The sequence below is a fragment of the uncultured Helcococcus sp. genome (assembly GCF_946998255.1).
Classification (GTDB): Bacteria; Bacillota; Clostridia; order Tissierellales; family Peptoniphilaceae; genus Helcococcus.
Map to the genome: position 1 here is coordinate 1 of NZ_CAMPYN010000018.1, position 21,172 is coordinate 21,172.

The 21,172-nt window shown below is 29.3% G+C and carries 11 protein-coding genes; 7 read left to right on the forward strand and 4 right to left on the reverse strand.

Annotation, left to right across the window (positions count from 1 at the left end; genetic code table 11):
* Positions 1 to 665, forward strand: a 665-nt coding sequence (locus Q0U66_RS02635) for a nucleotidyl transferase AbiEii/AbiGii toxin family protein (protein WP_297377180.1), incomplete at its 5' end; no start/stop codon positions are given.
* 369 nt (positions 666 to 1,034) lie between these two features.
* Here Q0U66_RS02635 and Q0U66_RS02640 read toward each other — a convergent pair.
* From Q0U66_RS02640 to Q0U66_RS02650, 3 genes are read right to left on the reverse strand one after another with little or no spacing between them, the layout of a single operon-like run.
* Positions 1,035 to 1,337 (reverse strand): PTS sugar transporter subunit IIB, encoded by a 303-nt coding sequence (locus tag Q0U66_RS02640; RefSeq protein WP_297377182.1) that lies wholly within the window; start codon positions 1,335 to 1,337, stop codon positions 1,035 to 1,037.
* Positions 1,338 to 1,346: 9 nt separating this feature from the next.
* Entirely contained in the window at positions 1,347 to 2,609 is a 1,263-nt protein-coding gene (locus tag Q0U66_RS02645) for a PTS sugar transporter subunit IIC (protein WP_297377184.1), read from the reverse strand.
* Positions 2,610 to 2,625: 16 nt separating this feature from the next.
* The gene (locus Q0U66_RS02650) at positions 2,626 to 3,549 is read right to left on the reverse strand and encodes a haloacid dehalogenase-like hydrolase (RefSeq protein WP_297377186.1); all 924 of its coding nucleotides are present in this window, start codon (positions 3,547 to 3,549) and stop codon (positions 2,626 to 2,628) included.
* Positions 3,550 to 3,723: 174 nt separating this feature from the next.
* Between Q0U66_RS02650 and Q0U66_RS02655 the strand changes: the two genes are divergently transcribed.
* The 6 genes from Q0U66_RS02655 to Q0U66_RS02680 all read left to right on the forward strand — a co-directional run bounded on the left by Q0U66_RS02655 (position 3,724) and on the right by Q0U66_RS02680 (position 19,821).
* Entirely contained in the window at positions 3,724 to 4,434 is a 711-nt protein-coding gene (locus Q0U66_RS02655; protein WP_297377188.1) for a GntR family transcriptional regulator, read from the forward strand.
* Between the two features lie 165 nt (positions 4,435 to 4,599).
* Complete coding sequence (locus Q0U66_RS02660) at positions 4,600 to 5,604, forward strand: ABC transporter substrate-binding protein (protein WP_297377190.1); 1,005 nt, start codon at positions 4,600 to 4,602, stop codon at positions 5,602 to 5,604.
* Positions 5,604 to 6,569, forward strand: coding sequence for an iron chelate uptake ABC transporter family permease subunit (locus Q0U66_RS02665; RefSeq protein ID WP_297377192.1), 966 nt, complete (start codon positions 5,604 to 5,606; stop codon positions 6,567 to 6,569). Before Q0U66_RS02660 ends, Q0U66_RS02665 begins: the two co-directional genes overlap by 1 nt.
* Positions 6,566 to 7,561 (forward strand): iron chelate uptake ABC transporter family permease subunit, encoded by a 996-nt coding sequence (locus Q0U66_RS02670; protein WP_297377194.1) that lies wholly within the window; start codon positions 6,566 to 6,568, stop codon positions 7,559 to 7,561. The genes Q0U66_RS02665 and Q0U66_RS02670 overlap by 4 nt, the downstream gene beginning before the upstream one ends.
* Positions 7,558 to 8,313 (forward strand): ATP-binding cassette domain-containing protein, encoded by a 756-nt coding sequence (locus tag Q0U66_RS02675; protein WP_297377196.1) that lies wholly within the window; start codon positions 7,558 to 7,560, stop codon positions 8,311 to 8,313. Before Q0U66_RS02670 ends, Q0U66_RS02675 begins: the two co-directional genes overlap by 4 nt.
* Positions 8,314 to 8,466: 153 nt before the next feature.
* Positions 8,467 to 19,821: a Cna B-type domain-containing protein gene (locus tag Q0U66_RS02680; RefSeq protein WP_297377198.1), complete on the forward strand. Its 11,355-nt coding sequence runs from the start codon at positions 8,467 to 8,469 to the stop codon at positions 19,819 to 19,821.
* Positions 19,822 to 19,995: 174 nt separating this feature from the next.
* Here Q0U66_RS02680 and Q0U66_RS02685 read toward each other — a convergent pair whose 3' ends face one another.
* Positions 19,996 to 20,994 carry an alpha/beta hydrolase gene (locus tag Q0U66_RS02685; protein ID WP_297377200.1) on the reverse strand — a complete coding sequence of 333 codons (999 nt, stop codon included), beginning with the start codon at positions 20,992 to 20,994 and terminating at the stop codon, positions 19,996 to 19,998.
* Positions 20,995 to 21,172: the final 178 nt, after the last annotated feature.

Consider the following 21,172-nt stretch of genomic DNA (forward strand, 5'->3'; position numbering starts at 1 on the left):
AAAAGACAGAAGTATTTTTAAGAGATGAATTTTTAAAAGTTTTAGAAGAAGATTTCAAGGACATGGACTTTGAATTTTCAATAGACACAATAGATCCACAAACAATCCTTTGCAAATATCCTAAAATTTTTAAATCTAATTATTTAACACAAAATATAAGACTTGAAATAGGAAGTCTTGCAGCATGGACACCTGCAATTGATGTTGAAATTGCGCCATTAATTAGCGATGCATATCCAGACGTATTTAAGGAAAAAACTAATATAAGAACAGTATCAGCAGAGAGAACTTTTTGGGAAAAAGCGACTATACTTCATCAGGAAGCAAATAGACTAGAATCATCTCGTATACCACAAAGATATGCAAGACATTATTATGATCTATATAGAATAGCAAATTCAAAATATAAAAACAAATCCCTAGAAGATATGAATTTACTAAAAAAAGTAACAGAATTTAAAATGAAATTTTATCATATAAAGTGGGCAAAGTATGAAGAAATACTAAATGGTAGATTAAAATTAATTCCGGATGAATTAAGATTGCATGAATTAGTAAAAGACTATAAAGATATGGCAGAAATGATTTATGGGGACTATCCAAGTTTTGAAGAGATTATAAAAGGTCTTCAAGCACTAGAAAAAGAAATTAATAAGTTAATATAATTCTTCCGATAATAACAATATAGTGCCCAAGATTAAAGTAAAATAAATCTTACTTGTTATTAGTATTTATCATGATAATAGACAAATCTAAAGCAATATTTTATCAAGTATATAAAGTATAATAACAAATAAGTAAAAAAATATTTCAAACAATATGAGATTTAACACAGATATGTATACTTATAATGATGATGAAAAGGAAAACTTAACTTTTGATTGGTTTATAAGAATACAGGCTAAAATTAAGATATAAGTCTTGGCAATGCAATATATGACAAAGGACAATAATATTCTATTATGAAAAATTCTATTAAGAATATATGAAAAGACTGAGGCATATGACCTAAACCTCAGTCTCTTATTATTCTATTAATCTTTTAGCTTATCTTTAACCATTTCGATAACTTTATCACCTCTCATCATTCCATAATCCATCATATCAATAGTTTCTACAATTTTATCTGGATATTTTTCTCTTAATGATTCTAAATTAAAAGCAACTTGTGGCCCTAATAATATAATATCAGCATTACCAGCTTGAGCTTCTATTTCTGAGAGTGAATAAGCATTTATGCTTGTATCGTAATTAATTTCATCAGCATATTTTTTCATTTTTGTTACGAGTAATGAAGTTGACATTCCAGCGGAACAGAATAATACTATATTTCTCATATAAATCTCCTAATTTTTGTCAGAGTTTAATTCTTTTTGTAATTTCATGTTATCATCAGCTTTAAAGAATGGTAAATAAATTAGTACATTTATTATAATTGTTACTATTTGTAATATGGCACCACTTATTTTACCACCAGAGGCTAAAAATCCTGCAATAACTGGAGGAGTAGTCCATGGTAATATTGCTCCAATTGGTTTAGGTACTAAACCAAAATACATGGCATAGTATGTGATAAGAGCTGTAACTACAGGAGCTGCAACAAATGGTATTACCATCCTGAAATTTAAGATTGTAGGGAAACCAAATAGCACAGGTTCTGCTACTTGGAAACTTACTGGAGCTATTGATAATTTACCTAGTGTTTTATTTTCCTTACTCTTTGAGAAGAAGAATAAGAGTATAGCAAGTGCCATTACGCAGCCAGCACCACCAGAGAATACAAAATTATAGAGGTATTCATAGGTGATAATATGAGGTAATTCTTGACCAGCTTGATAAGCTAACCTGTTAGCGTCTGAATTTGCTATTAAAAGAGGTTCTAGTATAGGTCCAGTAACTTGTGCTCCATGTATACCAAACATCCAGAAGAAACATTGTATAAAAATTACAATTATTATACCTGGTAATGTTTTTGTTAAAAGTTCTAATGGTTTAGCGATTGTATCAGCTATTAATGAATGTATATTTTCAACTCCTATTTGGTTTAGTCCAAGAAGAACTAAAAACCATAGTAAAATAATGAAGAACCCAGGTATTATAGCTGAAAACGCTCTACTTACATTAGGGGGTACGGTATCAGGCATTTTTATAGTTATATTTTTTTTCACAAAGAAGTTAAAAATCTCTGTACTTATTAAAGAAACAATAATCCCCACAAATAATCCAGCCGTACCTAAGTATTTATAAGGGAATCCATTACCTGCATCTGATGTAATTAGAGGTGTTAATAATACATATGAGCCTAATGAAAGCACACCTGCTGAAATTCCATCAACTTTGTAATGATTAGCTAAATTATATGCTACGGCAAAAGTAACAACTAAACCAACTATTCCAAAAGTTGAATCAGTAGCTTTGAAAAAATATGATGCTAGACCAATTTTATTTAACCAATTAGTAAAGCTTTCTATTGGAAAGTTCCCAATTAACATAAATATAGAACCAACTATAATAAGTGGCATAGACATCGCCATAGCGTCTCTTAAAGCTATAAGGTGTCTTTGTGTACTTATTTTAGCAGCTAATTTTTGTATTTTTTGACTATTCATATAATCCTCACTTATTTTATCTTATATTTGATCTACCTAACATTATTAATTGATGTCTTCTTCCTCTAATGGCTTCCCCTAAAGCGAATATATTTTCAGGAAGAGCGATACCATTAAAAGAATCACCTATGTGCTGTATATCTGCTCCACAAGCCTTTGAAGCAAGTCCAATTTTCTTTATAGTATATATATCGGAAGAATCTTGACTAGTTCCATTTGCTGTTAGTATTAAAACTTTATCTTTTATATCTTTACCTTTATTATAATTTTTCACATAGTCACATATTTCTCTTAAGTCATGCTCCATAAATTGAGGAACAGTGTAAGGTGCAGGGACTAATAGTATATCAATACCAGTTTCAATAAAACTTTTTGCTATTTCTAAATTCATAATGGGCTCATCAACACCAGCTCCGTGCATCTTACCTGCAATAATAAGACCTTTGAAATGTTCTTTAGCAAGTGAGATTGATTCTAGAATTGAAGAATTAGAAACTCCTGTGCCAGGATTTCCTGTTAAGCAAATAAAATCAAATCCAAGTTCATTTGCTTTTTTTAAGGTTTTAGGAGAAACAATCCTTCCTATTGAAATTTCTGATCTTCCTTCTTTCATAGGAGCATTGTGATCTATTGGTTCTAAATTTATACCAATAGCTCTGCCTACAGCTTTTTTTATCCATTTTATAGGATTTTCATCAAGCTTTTCTGGAACACCGACTATTTTAGGTTGTAAAACATCCAAAGCATTAAACATTATTAAATCTGCACCTGCCGCTCTTTCAAATTCGGCATTTGTCACACCGTTTAGCATTGGAGTGCTACTAGCAACATTTTCTGCCATTATAGTTCTACCTTCTGAAGCTAAAATAGCCTGTTTTAACTCTAAAGGCTTTACACTAAGAAAATCACTAGCACTATAGTCTAATAATCTTTTATTCATTACTTCCTCCTTTTTAATTAATAACTTGTTATAACAAGTTATGTGTTAATAATAATATATATCTAAATGAAAACATTGTCAATAAATTATGGTATAATTTATTTAATATTAAAATTATATAAAAATAAATTTATTAAATTATAAGGAAAATGTTATAACAAGTTAGGAGATATAATGTTAGACTCATCAATAAATACACCATTATATTATCAACTATATGAAACTCTGGTTGATTATATAAATGAAGAATTAAAAGAAAATGATAAATTACCAACAGAAAAAGAAATTTGTATTGAATATAGTGTAAGCAGAACTACAGTAAGATTAGCATTGGATGAATTACAAAGGCGAGGCTATATTTATAGATTACAGGGGAAAGGATCCTTTGTAGCAGAAATTAAAAATAAGGTTAATAATTCATTTATTTCACTAGATTTAAGAAATCATTTTCATAATATAAATTTAAATGAAATCAACTATATAATTTCTGATATAACAAAAAAGGAAGCTAATTTACAACTTCAACAAAAAATGGGTTTAAAAACAAATCATACCGTCAAAACATTTACAATTGATTACATTATTGAAAATAAAAATATTTGTAGAGATATATTTATATTTAAATCTGATTGTTTTAACCATATTGACAAAAATTTTATTAAGGGAGACGAAATAGATAATATTCTAACTAAAAATGGAGTAGAAATTAAAGCTATAGAGGAACAATATAATATAGCAAAATTTGATGATAATTCTAAAGAAAATGATGCGTTAAATATTATTAAAGAATATTATGATAAAAATAATGAAATAGTGATTATTTTAAATAGAAAAATCCTAATTAACAAATACTCTTATTCTAATATATTTTGGATTGATCAATAAATTAAATACATAGATTTGAATTTTAAATGAAATAACTTCATAACTTACTAAAATATTTCTCAATGTTATATAATTTAGATTTATGTGAGCTTTTATCAAATTGAAGATTCATCGTGTTTATGTTAATATATAAACGTTATTAACAATTTATTAAGGGAGAATTTTATGAAAAATAAATTGCTTGTGATAGCTTTATTACTATCACTTTTACTTACAGCTTGTTCTAATAAAGAAGATCAAGAAGTAAATACGAAAGATGAAACAAATGCTGAATCTTCAGCTGAAACTGTAAAGATAAAAGATTTAACAGGTGAGGTAGAAGTTAGAAGAAATCCTAAAAAGGTTGCAGCTCTTGATAATAGGACTTTTGAAACACTTGAAAATTGGGGAATCAAATTGGTTGCGGCTCCAAAAGCAGTTATGCCAGCGACAAGCGGCTACAAAACAGATGAAACAATCGCTGATATTGGAAACCATAGAGAGCCAAATTTAGAAGCCTTGGCTGCTACGGATCCTGACCTTGTAATTGTTGGTCAAAGGTTCGGGTCTCATTATGATGAAATTAAAAAACTTTTACCTAATGCTGACATCATTAATCTTAACTGGGATGTAAGTAAAGAAGCAGAAAAGCCAGGTGAGAATCTAATAAATGGTTTCAAAGATTCAATTGATAGTTTAGGATCAATTTTCGACAAAAAAGCAGAAGCAGAAGAGTTAAAGAAGAATCTTGATGCTTCAATTGCTAAAGCAAAAGATGCCTACCAAGGAGGTAGTGTTGTTTCCGTGGTAGTATCTGGTGGAGAAATTGGTTACTCTGCACCGGCTTTTGGTAGGGTATGGGGTCCATTATACCAAGTTCTTGATTTAACACCTGCTATAGAAATAGACAATACTTCAAGTGATCACAAAGGTGATGAGATATCTGTAGAAGCTATAGCTCAAGCAAATCCTAAATATTTACTTGTTTTAGATAGGGATGCTGCTACTAGCAATACTGGTGAAGAATCAATACCGGCTAGTGATGTTATTGAAGGTTCACAAGCCTTAAAAAATGTAGATGCTATTAAAAATTCAAATATTTATTACGCACCAGCCGATACCTATACTAATGAATCACCACAAACTTTCATTAAGATTTTTGAAGGTCTAGCAGAATTATTTACTAAATAATGAAAAATACTAAATATACTAAAAAAATCGATAAGTCCTTGATATTTCTTATGGTCTTAGTTATCTTGATGGCTACAATCTCTATTTTCACAGGTGCCTACAATATTAGAGACCACCATGAAGGCTGGAGAATGATATTTATAACTAGGATACCAAGGACCCTAAGTCTTATGTTAACAGGTGTTGCTATGGCCATGTCAGGTATAGTAATGCAGCTTATTACTCAAAACAAGCTTGTAGAACCTACAACGACAGGAACTATTCAATGGGCAGGTTTCGGTTTGATTTTGGCATACATTATTGTACCTTCTGCTAGTTTGTTTTTAAGGACGACAGCTGCTATAGTTTTTTCCTTTCTTGGCTCAATGATATTTTTCATATTGTTGAGAAATATTAAATTACAATCATCATATTTTGTACCAATTTTAGGTATAATGATGGGGGCAGTTGTATCTGCTTTCACAACTTTTATAGCTCTTGAGTTTAATATGAGCCAATCTCTTGAAATATGGTTTGCAGGTTCATTTACCCAAATTCAAAGAGGTAGGTATGAATATCTTTATATAATAATATTGGTAACTATTGTTATTTATTATCTTGCAAACAGGTTGACTATTATAGGTCTTGGAGAAGATGTGTCAACGAATCTCGGTTTAAATTATAAAAAAATATTGCTTATTTCTATTGCTATGGTATCAATTACTACAGGAGTAGTTGCTTCTGTTGTAGGAAATGTTCCCTTCCTCGGGATTATAGTACCAAATCTTGTTTCTATGTATAGGGGAGATAATCTAAAAGATAATCTTCCTTATGCTTGTTTAAGTGCTATGCTAGTAATAATTATAGCTGACCTTATAGCTAGGACTATTATAGCTCCTTTTGAAGTTCCAGTTTCTCTGATACTTGGATCTATAGGTGCTATAGTATTTTTAATTATAGTTTTTACTAAAGGAGGGAAAAAGTGAGAGATCTTTCATTTAGGACAAGTAAGGAAAAACAAAAATACTTTATGACCTTATCAATCTTGATTTTCCTAAGCTTAGTAAGCATATATGGTCTTCTAAAATATAATAACCCTGTAGCCGTTGATTCACCATCATTTTTACCAGTTATTAGAAGAAGGCAAAATGCCATTATAGCTATGCTTATAGCTGCAACTTGCCATGCTTTTTCGACCTTACTTTTTCAAACAATTACAAATAATAGAATCATAACCCCGTCCTTACTAGGTTTTGAAGCTGTATATTCAACAATAAATACAGCCACTATGTATTTTTTAGGAATAAACAGCTTTATAGCTATATCTGGGATGACTTTTTATCTAAGCCAAATAGCTATCATGATTTTAATAAGTTTAATTTTATTTTCAACCCTATTGAGAAAAGATAGGGGAGTAGATTTTCTATTATTGGTAGGTATAATCATGGGTCAGGGGCTAAGGTCTGTATCAGCCTTTATGAGAAGATTACTATCTCCATCAGAATTTGATATTTTACAAGCTAAGTTGTTTGCATCTGTAAATAATTCTGATTCATCATATTTTTTGATTTCAGCAATACTAGTATTACTTGTAGTTGGAATAATTTTTTCAAAAAGTTCTAAATTAAATGTAATAGGCCTAGGATCGAGTGCATCAACAAATTTGGGCATAGATTATAAAAAATCTGTTATATATTCCTTAATAGGAATAAGTATATTGATGAGTATATCTACAGCCTTGATTGGGCCAATGAATTTCTTTGGATTTATAATAGTAAGTCTAACTTATGAATTTGCCAACACTTATGACCATAAATATTTATTTATGATGACCTTATTCCTAGCCTTTTTTATATTGACCACATCTTACTTTATAATGAACCATATATTTAATGCCAACGGAGTTGTATCAATTTTAATCGAATTAGTTGGCGGTCTATATTTCATCTATATAGTATTTAGAAAGGGAAAAAGATGATTAAATTAGAAAATGTTACAAAGTACTATAGCGATGAAACAGTTATAGGTCCACTAAACTTTGAAATAAAAGAAGGTGGCTTTAATTCAATAATAGGTCCAAATGGTGCAGGAAAATCCACAACTCTTTTAATGATTGGAAGACTTTTAGATATGGACACTGGGAAAATTAATGTAGGAGGAATGGATGTAAGCTCATGCCCGAGTGAAGAGTTAGCAAAAGTGTTATCCATCCTAAGACAAGAAAATAATTTTACTTCTAGATTGACCGTAAAGCAATTAGTTTCATTTGGAAGATATCCATATTCAAAAGGTAGACTTACAGAAAGAGATATGGAGATAATAGATAAATATATAAATTTCCTAGAATTAAAAGCCTTTGAAAATAGGTATTTAGATGAATTGTCAGGTGGAGAAAGACAAAGAGCCTATGTTGCCATGGTCTTAGCCCAAAATACTAAATATGTACTCCTAGATGAGCCACTAAATAACTTAGATATAGCAAGATCAGTTAACATGATGAAGTATTTAAGAAAGGCTTGTGACGAGCTTGGAAGAACAATAGTATTAGTTATACATGATATAAATTTTGCCGCAACATTTTCAGATAGGATATTTGCCATGAAGAATGGAAAATTAATTCTTGAAGGAAGTGTAGACGAAGTTATGGATTCTAAAATTTTATCAGATATATTTGAAACAAAGATAAATGTAATAGATAGTCCATATGGGAAGATTGCTATGTATAATTAAATTAAAATTTTTTAGACGGTAGTTTTATCTATCGTCTTTATTTTTATCTATCGTCTTTATTTTTATCTCTACATTATTGTATATTACAAGCTTTAATGATATTATTATTATAATTAAATTAAAATGAATTATTATATGTTTGTGGAGGAAAACATGTTGGGGAGACGCAAAAAAATTTATTCTTTAATATTAGCCATGCTTTTATTAGTTAGTCATTTAAGTCCTGTATATGGACAAGCTTTGGATAAAAATATATCAGAAGCTTCTAATGTTCAAACTGATGAAAACATAGTTAATAATGAATATGAATTAAATATTGTAGATGGTATTTTATATGGATTTGTAAAGGGGAAAGAACCTAATGAAGCCATAAATTTAGTTATACCATCTGAAGTTAAAAAGATTGAGAAACGTGCATTTTATAATAGTAAAATGATTAAATCAGTTGATTTTTCTAATACAAATGATTTATATATTGATGATCACGCTTTTCAAAATGCAAGTTTAAAAGGAGAATTAAATATAAGCGGAGTTTCAAATATTGGTAAATACGCATTTGCTGATAATGAAATTACAAATATTAAAAATTCTAATTTAGAAAGTATTGGCGAGTATGCTTTTAGACAAAACAATATTTCTAATTTAGATTTAAATGTAGAGAATGTAGATAATTTTGCTTTTGAAGAAAATCAAATAACAAAAGTTAATATTACTAGTGAACAAGCGCCTTTACTAGGTAAAGCTATATTTCAGTCTAATCCTTTAACAGAACTTACCTTAAATACACCCGACTTTGATATTTCAGAAGATTTATTCTTAGGTCTTAGTAAACAGGTAAGTGTTAAGTTTGATAACACCAACCAAACAAGTAAAGATAAGTCTTCATATTTAGTAAATCCAATTGATATTAAAATTAATTATATTAAAAATGAAGATAAATCAAATATCGGGTCAAGAACAGAGTTAGTAGAAAGGGATGCAAGTCCTTACGAAATTGCAGAACCAATATTAGAAGGCTATAAGTTACTCCCATCAGAAGATTATACACTTGAAGATGGCGAAATTTTATTTAGTAAAACTCAAATTGACTTGTTATTTGAAGAAAATTACGATCCTGAAATTAGATTTTCTAGTAAAAAACAATCCTTGTATTTTGCTGGTGCTGAAATATCTACAGAAGATATTTTAAGCGATGTTTACATTAAAAAAACTAATGGGAAAGTTGTACCAGCATTCGATGAAAATGGACAAGTATTGGAAGGCTTAACTTTTGAACCTAATCCATTAGATAAAAATGTTAGTAAACAGCTTGTTAAATTTACATATACAGAAAATGGAAAAACTGTGCTTAATGAGTTTACTTTCTCCAGATCACAAACTGATATTATGAAGCAAGAGATAGGCAATGGCTGGAGATATGAAGATTTTAAATATGATAGGGATGCTTTAGTAGGGTTTAGTGATATAGGTATAGCTAAACTTAATAATGGTAATAGAGACCTTGTTTTACCGGGTATAAACCCATTGAATGGACAAGCTATAAAATCCATAAGAAATTCTGCCTTTACTAAAAAAGATATAAATTACGTTGATTTTTCTAGATTAATAGATTTAGAAGTAATTGGAGCGAATAGTTTTAGTGGAAATAATATCAAATCCATAAACTTTGCTAACGCTACATCTTTAAAAATAATCGAAGCACGTGCTTTTGAAAATAATGAATTATTATCTATTGATTTATCAAATACAAAAATAGAATCAATTAAAAATGCAGCTTTTGCTAATAATCTAATTGAGAATTTCAAATTAAATAAAGTAACTATTAGAGATATATTATCTGAAGCTTTTTCAGACAATAAAATTAAAGAAATTATATTTAATGGAGAAAATGGTGATTATGCAAATCTAGAAAAAATTGATGGAAAAACTTTTTCTTCCAATCCATTAAAATCATTTATTCTTAGAGATCTACCTAAATTAGAAGGAGAAATATACGTATATAGTAGATTAGATAATCTTGAATTAGAAAATCTACCTCTTGTTAAAGTTATTAATAGACATAAAACTTTTGATAGCGTTTATGCAGATATAAAAAACATTAAAATTGATAATTTAGAAAGTTTAGCAGAAATTGGTAACTGTGCTTTTGATTATCATGATAAATATTCAGGTGAAAGAAATATTTCTATTAGTAATCTCCCAAATTTAGAAGTTATTGGACAAGAAGCTTTTGCAAATAATTATCAAAATGAAATGTTTATAATAAATGCACCTAAACTTCAGACAATAAAGGAGTCTGCATTTAGGAATAACTTAATAAGTGAATTGGATTTGACAAAGTTTCCTAATTTAAAAAGTATAGGATCTTTATCTTTTAGTAAGGGATCTTTTGACATAAAAGTACCTTATACAAGTATAAATATCTCTGGATTAAAGAATCTAGAAGAAATAGGTTATAGAGCTTTTGATTCAGGAGTAATTATAGATCGATATAAGAAAGATATAGATTCTTTAAATCTAGTTGATTTACCTAAATTAAAGTCTATTGGAAATGGTGCATTTAATGGATTAAATATAAAAGATTTAACAATCAAAAATATTCCTGAATTAGAGACTTTACAAGGTTTTGGACATAATAAGTTAGAAAAATTAGTAATAAAAGACTTGCCAAAAGTTAAGTATTTAGGTGGATTTAAGGGTAATACTATAGAATCATTAGAAATTAATTTGGAGTCATTAGAAGAAATTGGTGAAAGAGCATTTGAAAGTTATAATTCAATAGAATCCAAGTTTACAGAAAAATTTGATATCAGGGCACCTAAATTAAGAAAAATTGGGAAATATGCTTTTGAAAGTATAAGAAGAGAAGAAATAGATTTATCTAAATTTACTTCATTAGAAGAAATTGGCCAAAATGCATTTGTAAAAGATTATCCTTATGATAGTAAATTAAAAAATATCATATTCCCAGAAACTGATAAAGCTATTGCAATTCACAATAAGGCTTTTAATTTAATTAGTTCGGAAAAAGATTTTTCTGATCAAAAAAATATTAAATTACGACCCTTAGCTCATAAATTTATATCGGCATCATTAATCAACTCTATTATTCTTGATAGTAGCAAGAATTTACAGGTTAATTATGATGATCCGAATTTTAATAAAAACTTTCCAGTCAATGATCCTGTTGTTTTTTATATTAAAAATAATGATGTAGATGGTGATGGTATTGCAGATATAACTTCTAAAGATGGACTTTTAATTAATCCACAAACTATAACAATAAAGCCGTATTATATTGGGGAAGATGGCAATAAACACTATTTCAAAGAAAGAGAATATATACTAACTTCAAATAGAGAAATAGAGCCACCTATAATAAGTGGATTTAAAAATAAAATTGATAAAATAGACCCTGAGTATACAAATTTAACTTTCAATGAAAATAAAGTAATTGAAGTAGAATATGAAAGAATTTTAGCTACTGATACTGTAAATGTAGATTTTAAAATTGAAAAATTAAACAAGGAAGATGAATTTTTCAATCTGAGATATTACAGCTCAAATGAAGCTAAGTATCAGATAACTATAAATAATTCAGGACAAAATGAAGATTCGGACTTAAGAGACATTATTGTAGATATTCAACTTCCTGATCATTTTGATCCGGATTTAATAGATATACCAAATATAAATAACGTAAAAGGTCTTGAAATTTTAAATATTGACCCTGTAGAAGGGACCATAAAATTAAAAATTGATAAGTTAGATAGGGCAAGCTCAATAAAAATTCCTGGTATTTTTAAATTCCTTCCTTATGAAACACCTCAAGATTTCGAAGGGAATGTCAAAGCGAAAATAAGTTTTACTTATAAGGATGATAGAAAAATACTTACATCGGAAACTACAAATTATAAGGCAAAATATGAAGAACCAATATTTTATAAAAAAGCCCTGGACCATATCAGCTTAAGCACTTCTATTGCAGAAGATTTGGAAATAAAATATAAGTTTGATATAGAAAAAGTTTATAGAAAATTAGAGCAATACACTATCTATGATAAATTGCCGACATATACTGCTGTAGAAGATGGTAAAGAAGTAACTAGAATTGCTAAATTTGATCCGGATAAAAACCCTGGTTGGGTAGTGATTGAAGAAAATGAAGGAATTCCTACTAAAATTAAATATACACTTGATAGTCTAGATTTTATAGATTATAAGCAATTTAATTATACAAAACATGGAAGCGCAATGAAGTTTCCTGAACTTCTTTTAGACTTCCCAAATGCAAAAGCAGATCAGTCTATAACAAACTCTTCTGATTTTAAAGGAAATATTTTAAAACCTGAATTTGATGATAAGGATTTCGACAAACATGCCCATGTTTCTACAAAATTGAAATATAACCCGATAGAGAATCCGAGTGAGTTCAAAAAGAGAGTTAACAAAGAACTTATCCCTCTATATCCTGGTAAAGAAAAAGAAATAATAGTCTGGGATATAGATTATAAGAATGAAAGTTTTGTTAAATTATCAGATGGATCTATGGATGAAAATTCCGAGATTAAAGCTGAAAATATCGTAATAAACGATTATATTTACTTTTATTCTTATCCTAATATGTATGAGCAATATTATTCAGTCATACCTGGAAGAGATGCATCAATTTCTTTAATAAAGGATACTTCTACATCTAAAAAGGATTATAGTGATAAAGACATACTCCTTAAAAAAGAAGTAAAAGCTGGGGAAGAGTTTCTAATACCTAAGGATATGGCTGATAAAGTTAAATTGATTCAGGTTAACTATAAAGATGTATCTTTGGCTTATGGCGAATCATTAAATACACAAATTAGAACTATTACTAAAGATTACGATGAAAAAATGAGCAGTTATCGTGATGACTTTAACTATGCAGAAATGTTTTATGATACTGTTAAGTACGAAAATAGTAATCCAAGCAAAGGTACTAAACAGAATTCACTTACTTTAAAGGATTCTGCTAAAGTTAGATTTGAAACACAGAAACTTAGTTCAAATGTGTACAAGGAACAAAAGAAATCTGGATACAATGTATCAAATAATCAAGTCATTGATTATAAGATTGGTTCAAGATTGTATAACAATAATTATAATAAATTAATTTCTAGATATCCTGTGAAAGATTTTAAACAGGTAGATATATTACCAGCATATTTAAATATTTTAAGTATAGAAATGTCGGATGAGTTCAAGGATTTTTCAGGTCAATATAAGATTGAAGCTCTAGAAGATGGAAGAACTAAAATTACATTTAGTACGAGTTATTTCAATATGCCTGTAGATAGGAATGTGGATATAGCTCATATTCAGGTTGAAGTTCTTCCAGAGGCACCTAATAATATAAAGATTATAAATGGAACATATAATGACTTTTCTAATAAAGAATTAGAGAGAAGAGATACAAGAAAAATATCTTTAGAGAATGATAAAGAACTATCTTATAAAGAAGTTTCATTTGAGTTGTTGAGACCACAAAAATCAGGGGCTTATAAATATATTAGGAAAACTGGTGAAAACTGGACTAAATCATTATTTACTCAACCAGGAGAAAAGATTCAATATGTATTATCTATAAATGAATTAAATACTGTAAATAGGAAGGATATATCAATTCTTGATATATTCCCATATACAGATGATATAACAATTGTAGAAAATCAGGCAGGTCTAAGAGATCCTCGTGAATCACAATTTTCTAATATTTATAAAGGAATAGATAGCATCCAATATATTGATTCTAATGGTAAAGCATGGGATTATACAGATAAATTTGAAGTTTTATATATTAATGATCTAAAAGATTATCCTACTACTATATCAGATGGTAGAATTGATGAATGGGCAGTGGCTAAGGCTGAGCGAGTACAAAAGGAAAATCCAGTAGGTATAGTAATTAATTCTAAAGAAGGCATTGAACTAGAAGCTCCATATAATCTTAAAGTCATTATAAATATGGAAGTACCAGGTAGAGATGTATTTCCACTTGATAAATATGATGAATGGGAAAATAGGGCTGCTTTAAATTCATTTGCTCGTAAAGATGATTCAATAGATCGTTATATTGAAACAAATCCTGTAATAAATACATTAGTAGCTCCATCCAGAGATATTTACTTCAAAAAAATTGATGAGAATGGGAAGCCATTAGCAAATTCTAAATTTATATTGAAAATGGAAGATCACAAAGACAAGTTCGCCTATTCTGACCACGAAGGAAATATAATATTTAGAGATATTCCTTTTAAGGAATTCACCGTGCATGAAGTAAATCCTACTAGTGGATATAAGCTAAACTTTGAAAAATACTTCAATGATGGAAGTCAATCAGATGAAAAAGAAGCGTTGCATACATTTAAAAATGAAAGGCAACCAGACCCAGGAAAGCCAGAATATAAAGTTGTAATCAACAAGAAAGACCATGATGGAAAAGCTCTAGCCAATGTTAGATTTGAATTAACATCTTTTGTTGATGGAAAAACCTATATCAAAGACACTGACAAAAATGGAAGGATTGAATTTACTGGTTTATACAAAGGCTCATATAAACTTTCTGAGATTAGAACTGTAAATAATTTACAAGCAATTGAAGATATTTTCTTTGAGATAAATGAAGAAGATGATGAAAACAAGGATAAGACATTTACATTTGATTTAGTCAATGATAAGTATAAAGTTAATCTCTATAAAATAGGTATGTATCACTATGATAAAATTGAGGAAGATACAGATCTATATACTTCATCTGGCAAGCCATTATCAGGAGTACAGTTCAATCTATATGAATATAATGGTGGAGATAAAAAATTAGTATCTAAGAAGATAACAGATGAAAAAGGACTAATTCAATTTACTGGATTATCAGGAAATGTAATTTATGCACTAGAAGAAACAAGTACATCAAATGCATATGTAAAAAATGAAGATTTAATACTGTTTAAGATAGGTGATAAGGGTAAAGTTTATAGACTTTTAGCTAATGGTGATAATACTTATACAGAAGTCCCTTATAAAGAAGATGGAATTGTCGTAGCTAATTATCCAGCTAGAAAATTAAGTTCAGTTGAAGTTACCAAGACTGATGAATTTGCGGAAAGACTTCAAGGCGCCGAATTTACATTGTATAAAGAAGAAAATGGGATATATACAGAATATGCTAAAGCTGAAACTGGCGAAAATGGTATAGCAAGATTTGAAAATCTACCATATGGTGGATATAGACTTATAGAATCTAAAGCACCAGTTGGATATTCTGCTTCTAATGCAGTCAAGACATTTGTATTAGATGGAAAAGAAGCGAAAACACTTAACTTTGATTATGTAAATAAAGAGACAAAATTAAGAATAATCAAGGTTGAAAAACTTGCAGGTGCCTTCTCAACTGAAGAGGAAGCTTTAGACTATAAGAACCAACTAGGTGATGATAAAGGTGTATTTATTAAAAACAATACAGTTTATAGGTCACTTACAGGTGCCATGTTTGAACTTTGGGATGGAGATAATGTAATAAAACCACTATCGACTGATGAGAATGGATACACTGTGTATGGTTACAATAAGTTAGATGTTGATAAGACCTATACACTAAAAGAAATCAAAGCTCCAGAAGGTTATAATCAAGCTAGAGAAATAACTATTAAAGGTTCTGAATTTAATAAAAATTCAGAAAAAGAAATCCTGCTTGAAAATAAGAAACAATCTGGAGAATTAAAAATTTATAAGTATTCTGAAGAAAAGGGAGTTACTTTAGAAGGAGTTACATTCGCATTATTTGGATCTGAAGAAGATGCTAAAACCAATAAAAATGCTCTTTATACAACTGATAAGACAAATTCTAACGGATACACAATTCTTAAAGACATTGCTTATGGAACATACTATCTAAAAGAAATTGATTCACCATTAGGATATAAAGTTTCTGATGAAATTAGGAAAATAGAAATAAATGAACAAACTACATCAATAACAGTGAGTTTCTATAATGAAACTACAACTAAGGAACTTTTAATCCTTAAAAAAGATAGTACTGGAAAAGCACTTAAAGGTGCAAAATTCGAGTTGTATAGAAAAGCTGATGATATCTATACAAAAGACACGCTAGTCGCTACAGCTATAAGTGACGAGAATGGTCATATAAAATTTGAGGGACTACCAGTGTCTGGTAAGTACTACATTAAAGAAGTTTCTGCACCTGATGGATATCTAGCTTTTGAAGGCAAAGTTGATATTGATGATTTGTTAAATAATGATTATAAAGATGAAAATCAAATAACTGTTATTAACAAAAAATTGATGAATTTGGAAGTTAAAAAGGATTGGAAAGATAGTAAAGGGGAAATTTTAGAAGCACCAGTAGATAAAATTTCTGTACAACTTTATAGAAATGATGAAAAGATTGGTGAGCCTATAAGTTTAGAGTCTTCTAACAACTGGACGTATAAGTTTGAAAATCTAGAATCACATAATCCAGAGACTTTTGAAGAGTATAAATATAGTGTGAAGGAAATTTATGAAGATAAAGAAGTTGAAGCTGGAACATGGATTAAGTTTGGAAATTATAATTTCGTAAACTCCTATTCTGAAATTTCAGAAGGAACTATTACAATTACTAATACAAGAGAAGATCTGATTGAAATAGAAGGCTCTAAGACTTGGGATGATAAAAACAACCAAGATGGAATTAGACCAAATTTAATTAAGGTAAATCTTTTAGCCAATGGTGAAATTGTTGAAACAAAAGAAGTAACAGCTGAAGATAACTGGACATGGAAGTTCACTGGATTAGCTAAATACGCTAAAGGCGAAGAAATTAAGTACACAATTTCAGAAGAACCAGTAAAAGGCTATGAAACAACAGTTGATGGATTTAATGTAACTAATACTCATAAGACAGAAACTATTGAAATTGAGGGATCTAAGACTTGGGAAGACAAAGATAACCAGGATGGAAAGAGACCAGAGAGTATCAAGATTAATCTTCTAGCTAATGGAGAAGTAGTTGAAACAAAAGAAATTTCAGCTAAAGATAAGTGGACATGGAAGTTTACTGCTTTACCTAAGTATGCTAGTGGTCAGGTAATTGAATATACAATTACAGAAGATCCAGTAGAAGGTTATGAAACAACAGTTGATGGATTTAATTTAACTAATACACACAAACCAGAAACGATTGAAATTGAAGGATCTAAAACTTGGGATGATAATAATGACCAAGATAGAATTAGACCAGAATCGATTACAATCACTTTATTAGGAAATGGTAAGAAAGTAGTTGAAAGAGAAATATCAATTAAAGATAATTGGTCATGGAAGTTTGTTGATTTACCTAAATATGCTGAAGGTAAAGAAATAGAGTATACAATCGCTGAAAACAAAGTAGATGGATACGAGTCAAAAATTGATAAATTTAATGTAACAAACACTCATAAACCAGAAACGATTGAAATTGAGGGATCTAAGACTTGGAATGATAAAGACAACCAAGATGGAATTAGACCAAAATCAATTACAATAAATCTTCTAATAAATGGGGAACTTGTAGAGACTAAAGAAGTAACAGCTAAGGATAACTGGACATGGAAGTTTACAGGATTAGCTAAATATGCTGAAGGTGAAGAAATCAAGTACACAATTACAGAAGAACCGGTTGAAGGCTATGAAACAACAGTTGATGGATTTAATGTAACCAATACTCATAAACCAGAAATAATTGAAATTGAGGGATCTAAGACTTGGGATGACAAAGATAACCAAGATGGAATTAGACCAGAATCAATTACAATAAAACTTTTAGCAAATGGAGAAATTATTGAAACAAAAGAAGTTTCAGCTAAGGACAATTGGACATGGAAGTTTACTGAATTAGCTAAGTATGCTGATGGAGAAGAAATCAAGTATACGATTACTGAAAATTCGGTTAAAGGATATTCAACATTATATAAAGATTTTGATATAGTAAATGAATACACTCCAGAAAAGACTTCAATAACAGTATTAAAAAATTGGGATGATAATAATAATCAAGACGGTATTAGACCAAAATCTTTAATAATAAAATTGCTTGCTGATGGTAAAGATACAGGTAAAACTTTAGAATTATCACAGAATAATAATTGGAAAGATTCATTTACTGAACTTGATGTATACAAAGATGGAAAAGAAATATTGTATACAATTGAAGAAGAAAAAGTAAGTGGATATGACATTATAAAAATAACTGGGAATCTATCAGAAGGATTTGTGATTACAAATACACATATGCCAGAAACGATTGAAATCGAAGGTTCCAAGATATGGGAAGATAATAATAATCAAGATGGAACAAGGCCAAATTCTATTAAGATAAATCTCTATGCAAATGACGAATTTGTTGAAAGTAAAGAGGTGACATCTAAAGACAGATGGGCATGGAAGTTCACCAAATTACCTAAGTATGCAGAAGGAAAAGAAGTAAAGTATACAATAACTGAGGACCCAGTTGACAAGTATGAAACAGAAATTGACGGCTTCAATATAAAAAATATACACGTACCAGAAACAATTGAAATTAAAGGTTCTAAGACTTGGAATGACAACAATAACCAGGATGGAATTAGACCAGAATCAATTACAATAAATCTTCTAGCAAATGGGGAACTTGTAGAGACTAAAGAAGTATCAGTTAAAGATAACTGGACATGGAAGTTTACAGGATTAGCAAAATACGCTAAAGGAGAAGAAATCAAGTACACAATTTCAGAAGAACCAGTAAAAGGCTATGAAACAACAATTGATGAATTCAACATCACCAATACTCATATACCAGAAACAATTGAAATTGAGGGATCTAAGACTTGGGATGACAAAGAAAATCAAGATGGAATTAGACCAGACTCAATTACAATAAATCTTCTAGCAAATGATGAAATTGTTGAAACTAAGAAGGTCACTGAATTAGATAAGTGGTCTTGGAAATTTACTAATTTAGCAAAATATGCCCAAGGTAAAGAAATCAAGTATACAGTTACAGAAGAACCAGTTGAAGGATATGAAACAACAATTGATGGATTCAACATCACCAATACTCATAGACCAGAAACTATTGAAATTGAGGGATCTAAGACTTGGGATGATAAAGACAACCAAGATGGAATTAGACCAAACTCAATTACAATAAATCTTCTAGCAAATGGTGAAATTGTTGAAACAAAAGAAGTAACAGCAAAAGAAAACTGGTCATGGAAATTTACTAGTTTCGCAAAATATGCTGAAGGTAAAGAAATTGAGTATACTATTTCTGAAAATAAAGTAGATGGTTATGAAACAAAAGTTGATGGTTTTAATTTAATAAATACCTATTTACCTAAAGATAAAGAAAAACCAAAGGCGCCAAAAACTGGTGATGACATGGTTTTAAGCTTATACCTTGGATCTTTAGTAGTAGGATTTATAGTGCTTTATTATATAAATAAAAAAGTAATAGAATAGTTTTATAAAATAAATAATTCAATACTTTTTTAAGTAATATTTAATAAAAAACGTCCTTAAAAGTTAGAAATAACTTTAAAGGACGTTTTAATTTTATTATAAAACATTAGTAAATATCTTGTATATGCTATAAATATTAATAATTAAAAATTAATAGAATAAGCTTTAATATGTCTATCCAAAAAACTCCAATATATCTCTATAAACCACATCCTTATCCTTTTCATTTAAGATGTCATGCTTCATGTTCGGATAAGTTTTTGAGTATACATTCTTGTATCCAAGATCACTTAAAAAGTCTAAACTGGATTTTACACCTTTTTTACCCTTGGTGATTATATCATCTTCTCCAACCATGTTATATATTACAAGATCTGGATTTTTAGTCTTATAGTCAGATTTTTTACCAAGCATTTTATTTAATTCAATCAAAGATCTTGAATAAGCAATTTTAAACTTAGAAATTCTAAGTGGATCCTTAGTTTTCTTATTAATATTTTCTGAGCTGTAACTTATAAAATCATCATCTTCAGCTCCTATAATTTTATTAATTAACCTGCTCTTAGTTTTATCGCCTAAATAAAAGCAAGCAATATTTTCTAAAAATACACCTATCCAAGCAGCTTTATTAACAGGTACAGTGCCCATTATAATCAATTTATCCAGTAGTCTATCATTTTCTCTTAAAAATAATCTTGCTATCATAGAACCCATGGAGTGACCTATCATGTAATATTTTAAGTCTGGATATTTTTCTTTCATGTACTTAGCTACCATCACTTCATCATCAATCAGTTCTTGGCCACGAGCCATGTATCCGTTGGGGTAGGAGTTAGATAGAGACCTACCATGACCTCTGTGATCATCCATTATAACAATATAACCATTATCGTTTAAGAATTTAGCAAAGTCCATATAATTTCCCGAATGTTCTGCTACACCATGCACTATCTGTACAACCCCTTTAGGATTATCACAAGTAAATATCCTTACAAAAAGATCAAAACCATCTGTATTGGTTAAATATATTTCTTCATAATTTTTTTCACTATAAACTGTTGAATGCTTGTAAAACTTACTAGCCATGTTTAATGACTTGTATTGTCTTTCCTTAATACAATAATAAATCTGTGGAATAAGCAAAATTAATAAAATAATATATAATATGTACACAAGAAACTCCTTAAAAATTTTAATTCATTATGTTATAAAAATACCCGTAAAAAGGATAAATAAGCATAGATTATTTAAAATAAAAAAAAAGATGACTCAAAGTCATCTTTCATGGTGTGTCATAAAGGATTCGAACCCTCGACCTTCTGGTCCGTAGCCAGACGCTCTATCCAGCTGA

Excerpts from the sequence above, each read along its gene's own strand:
- Q0U66_RS02680 (WP_297377198.1), top strand. The coding sequence starts at position 8,467 with ATGTTGGGGAGACGCAAAAAAATTTATTCTTTAATATTAGCCATGCTT.
- Q0U66_RS02650 (WP_297377186.1), bottom strand. The coding sequence starts at position 3,549 with ATGAATAAAAGATTATTAGACTATAGTGCTAGTGATTTTCTTAGTGTA.
- Q0U66_RS02660 (WP_297377190.1), top strand. The coding sequence starts at position 4,600 with ATGAAAAATAAATTGCTTGTGATAGCTTTATTACTATCACTTTTACTT.
- Q0U66_RS02675 (WP_297377196.1), top strand. The coding sequence starts at position 7,558 with ATGATTAAATTAGAAAATGTTACAAAGTACTATAGCGATGAAACAGTT.
- Q0U66_RS02655 (WP_297377188.1), top strand. The coding sequence starts at position 3,724 with ATGTTAGACTCATCAATAAATACACCATTATATTATCAACTATATGAA.
- Q0U66_RS02645 (WP_297377184.1), bottom strand. The coding sequence starts at position 2,609 with ATGAATAGTCAAAAAATACAAAAATTAGCTGCTAAAATAAGTACACAA.
- Q0U66_RS02665 (WP_297377192.1), top strand. The coding sequence starts at position 5,604 with ATGAAAAATACTAAATATACTAAAAAAATCGATAAGTCCTTGATATTT.
- Q0U66_RS02640 (WP_297377182.1), bottom strand. The coding sequence starts at position 1,337 with ATGAGAAATATAGTATTATTCTGTTCCGCTGGAATGTCAACTTCATTA.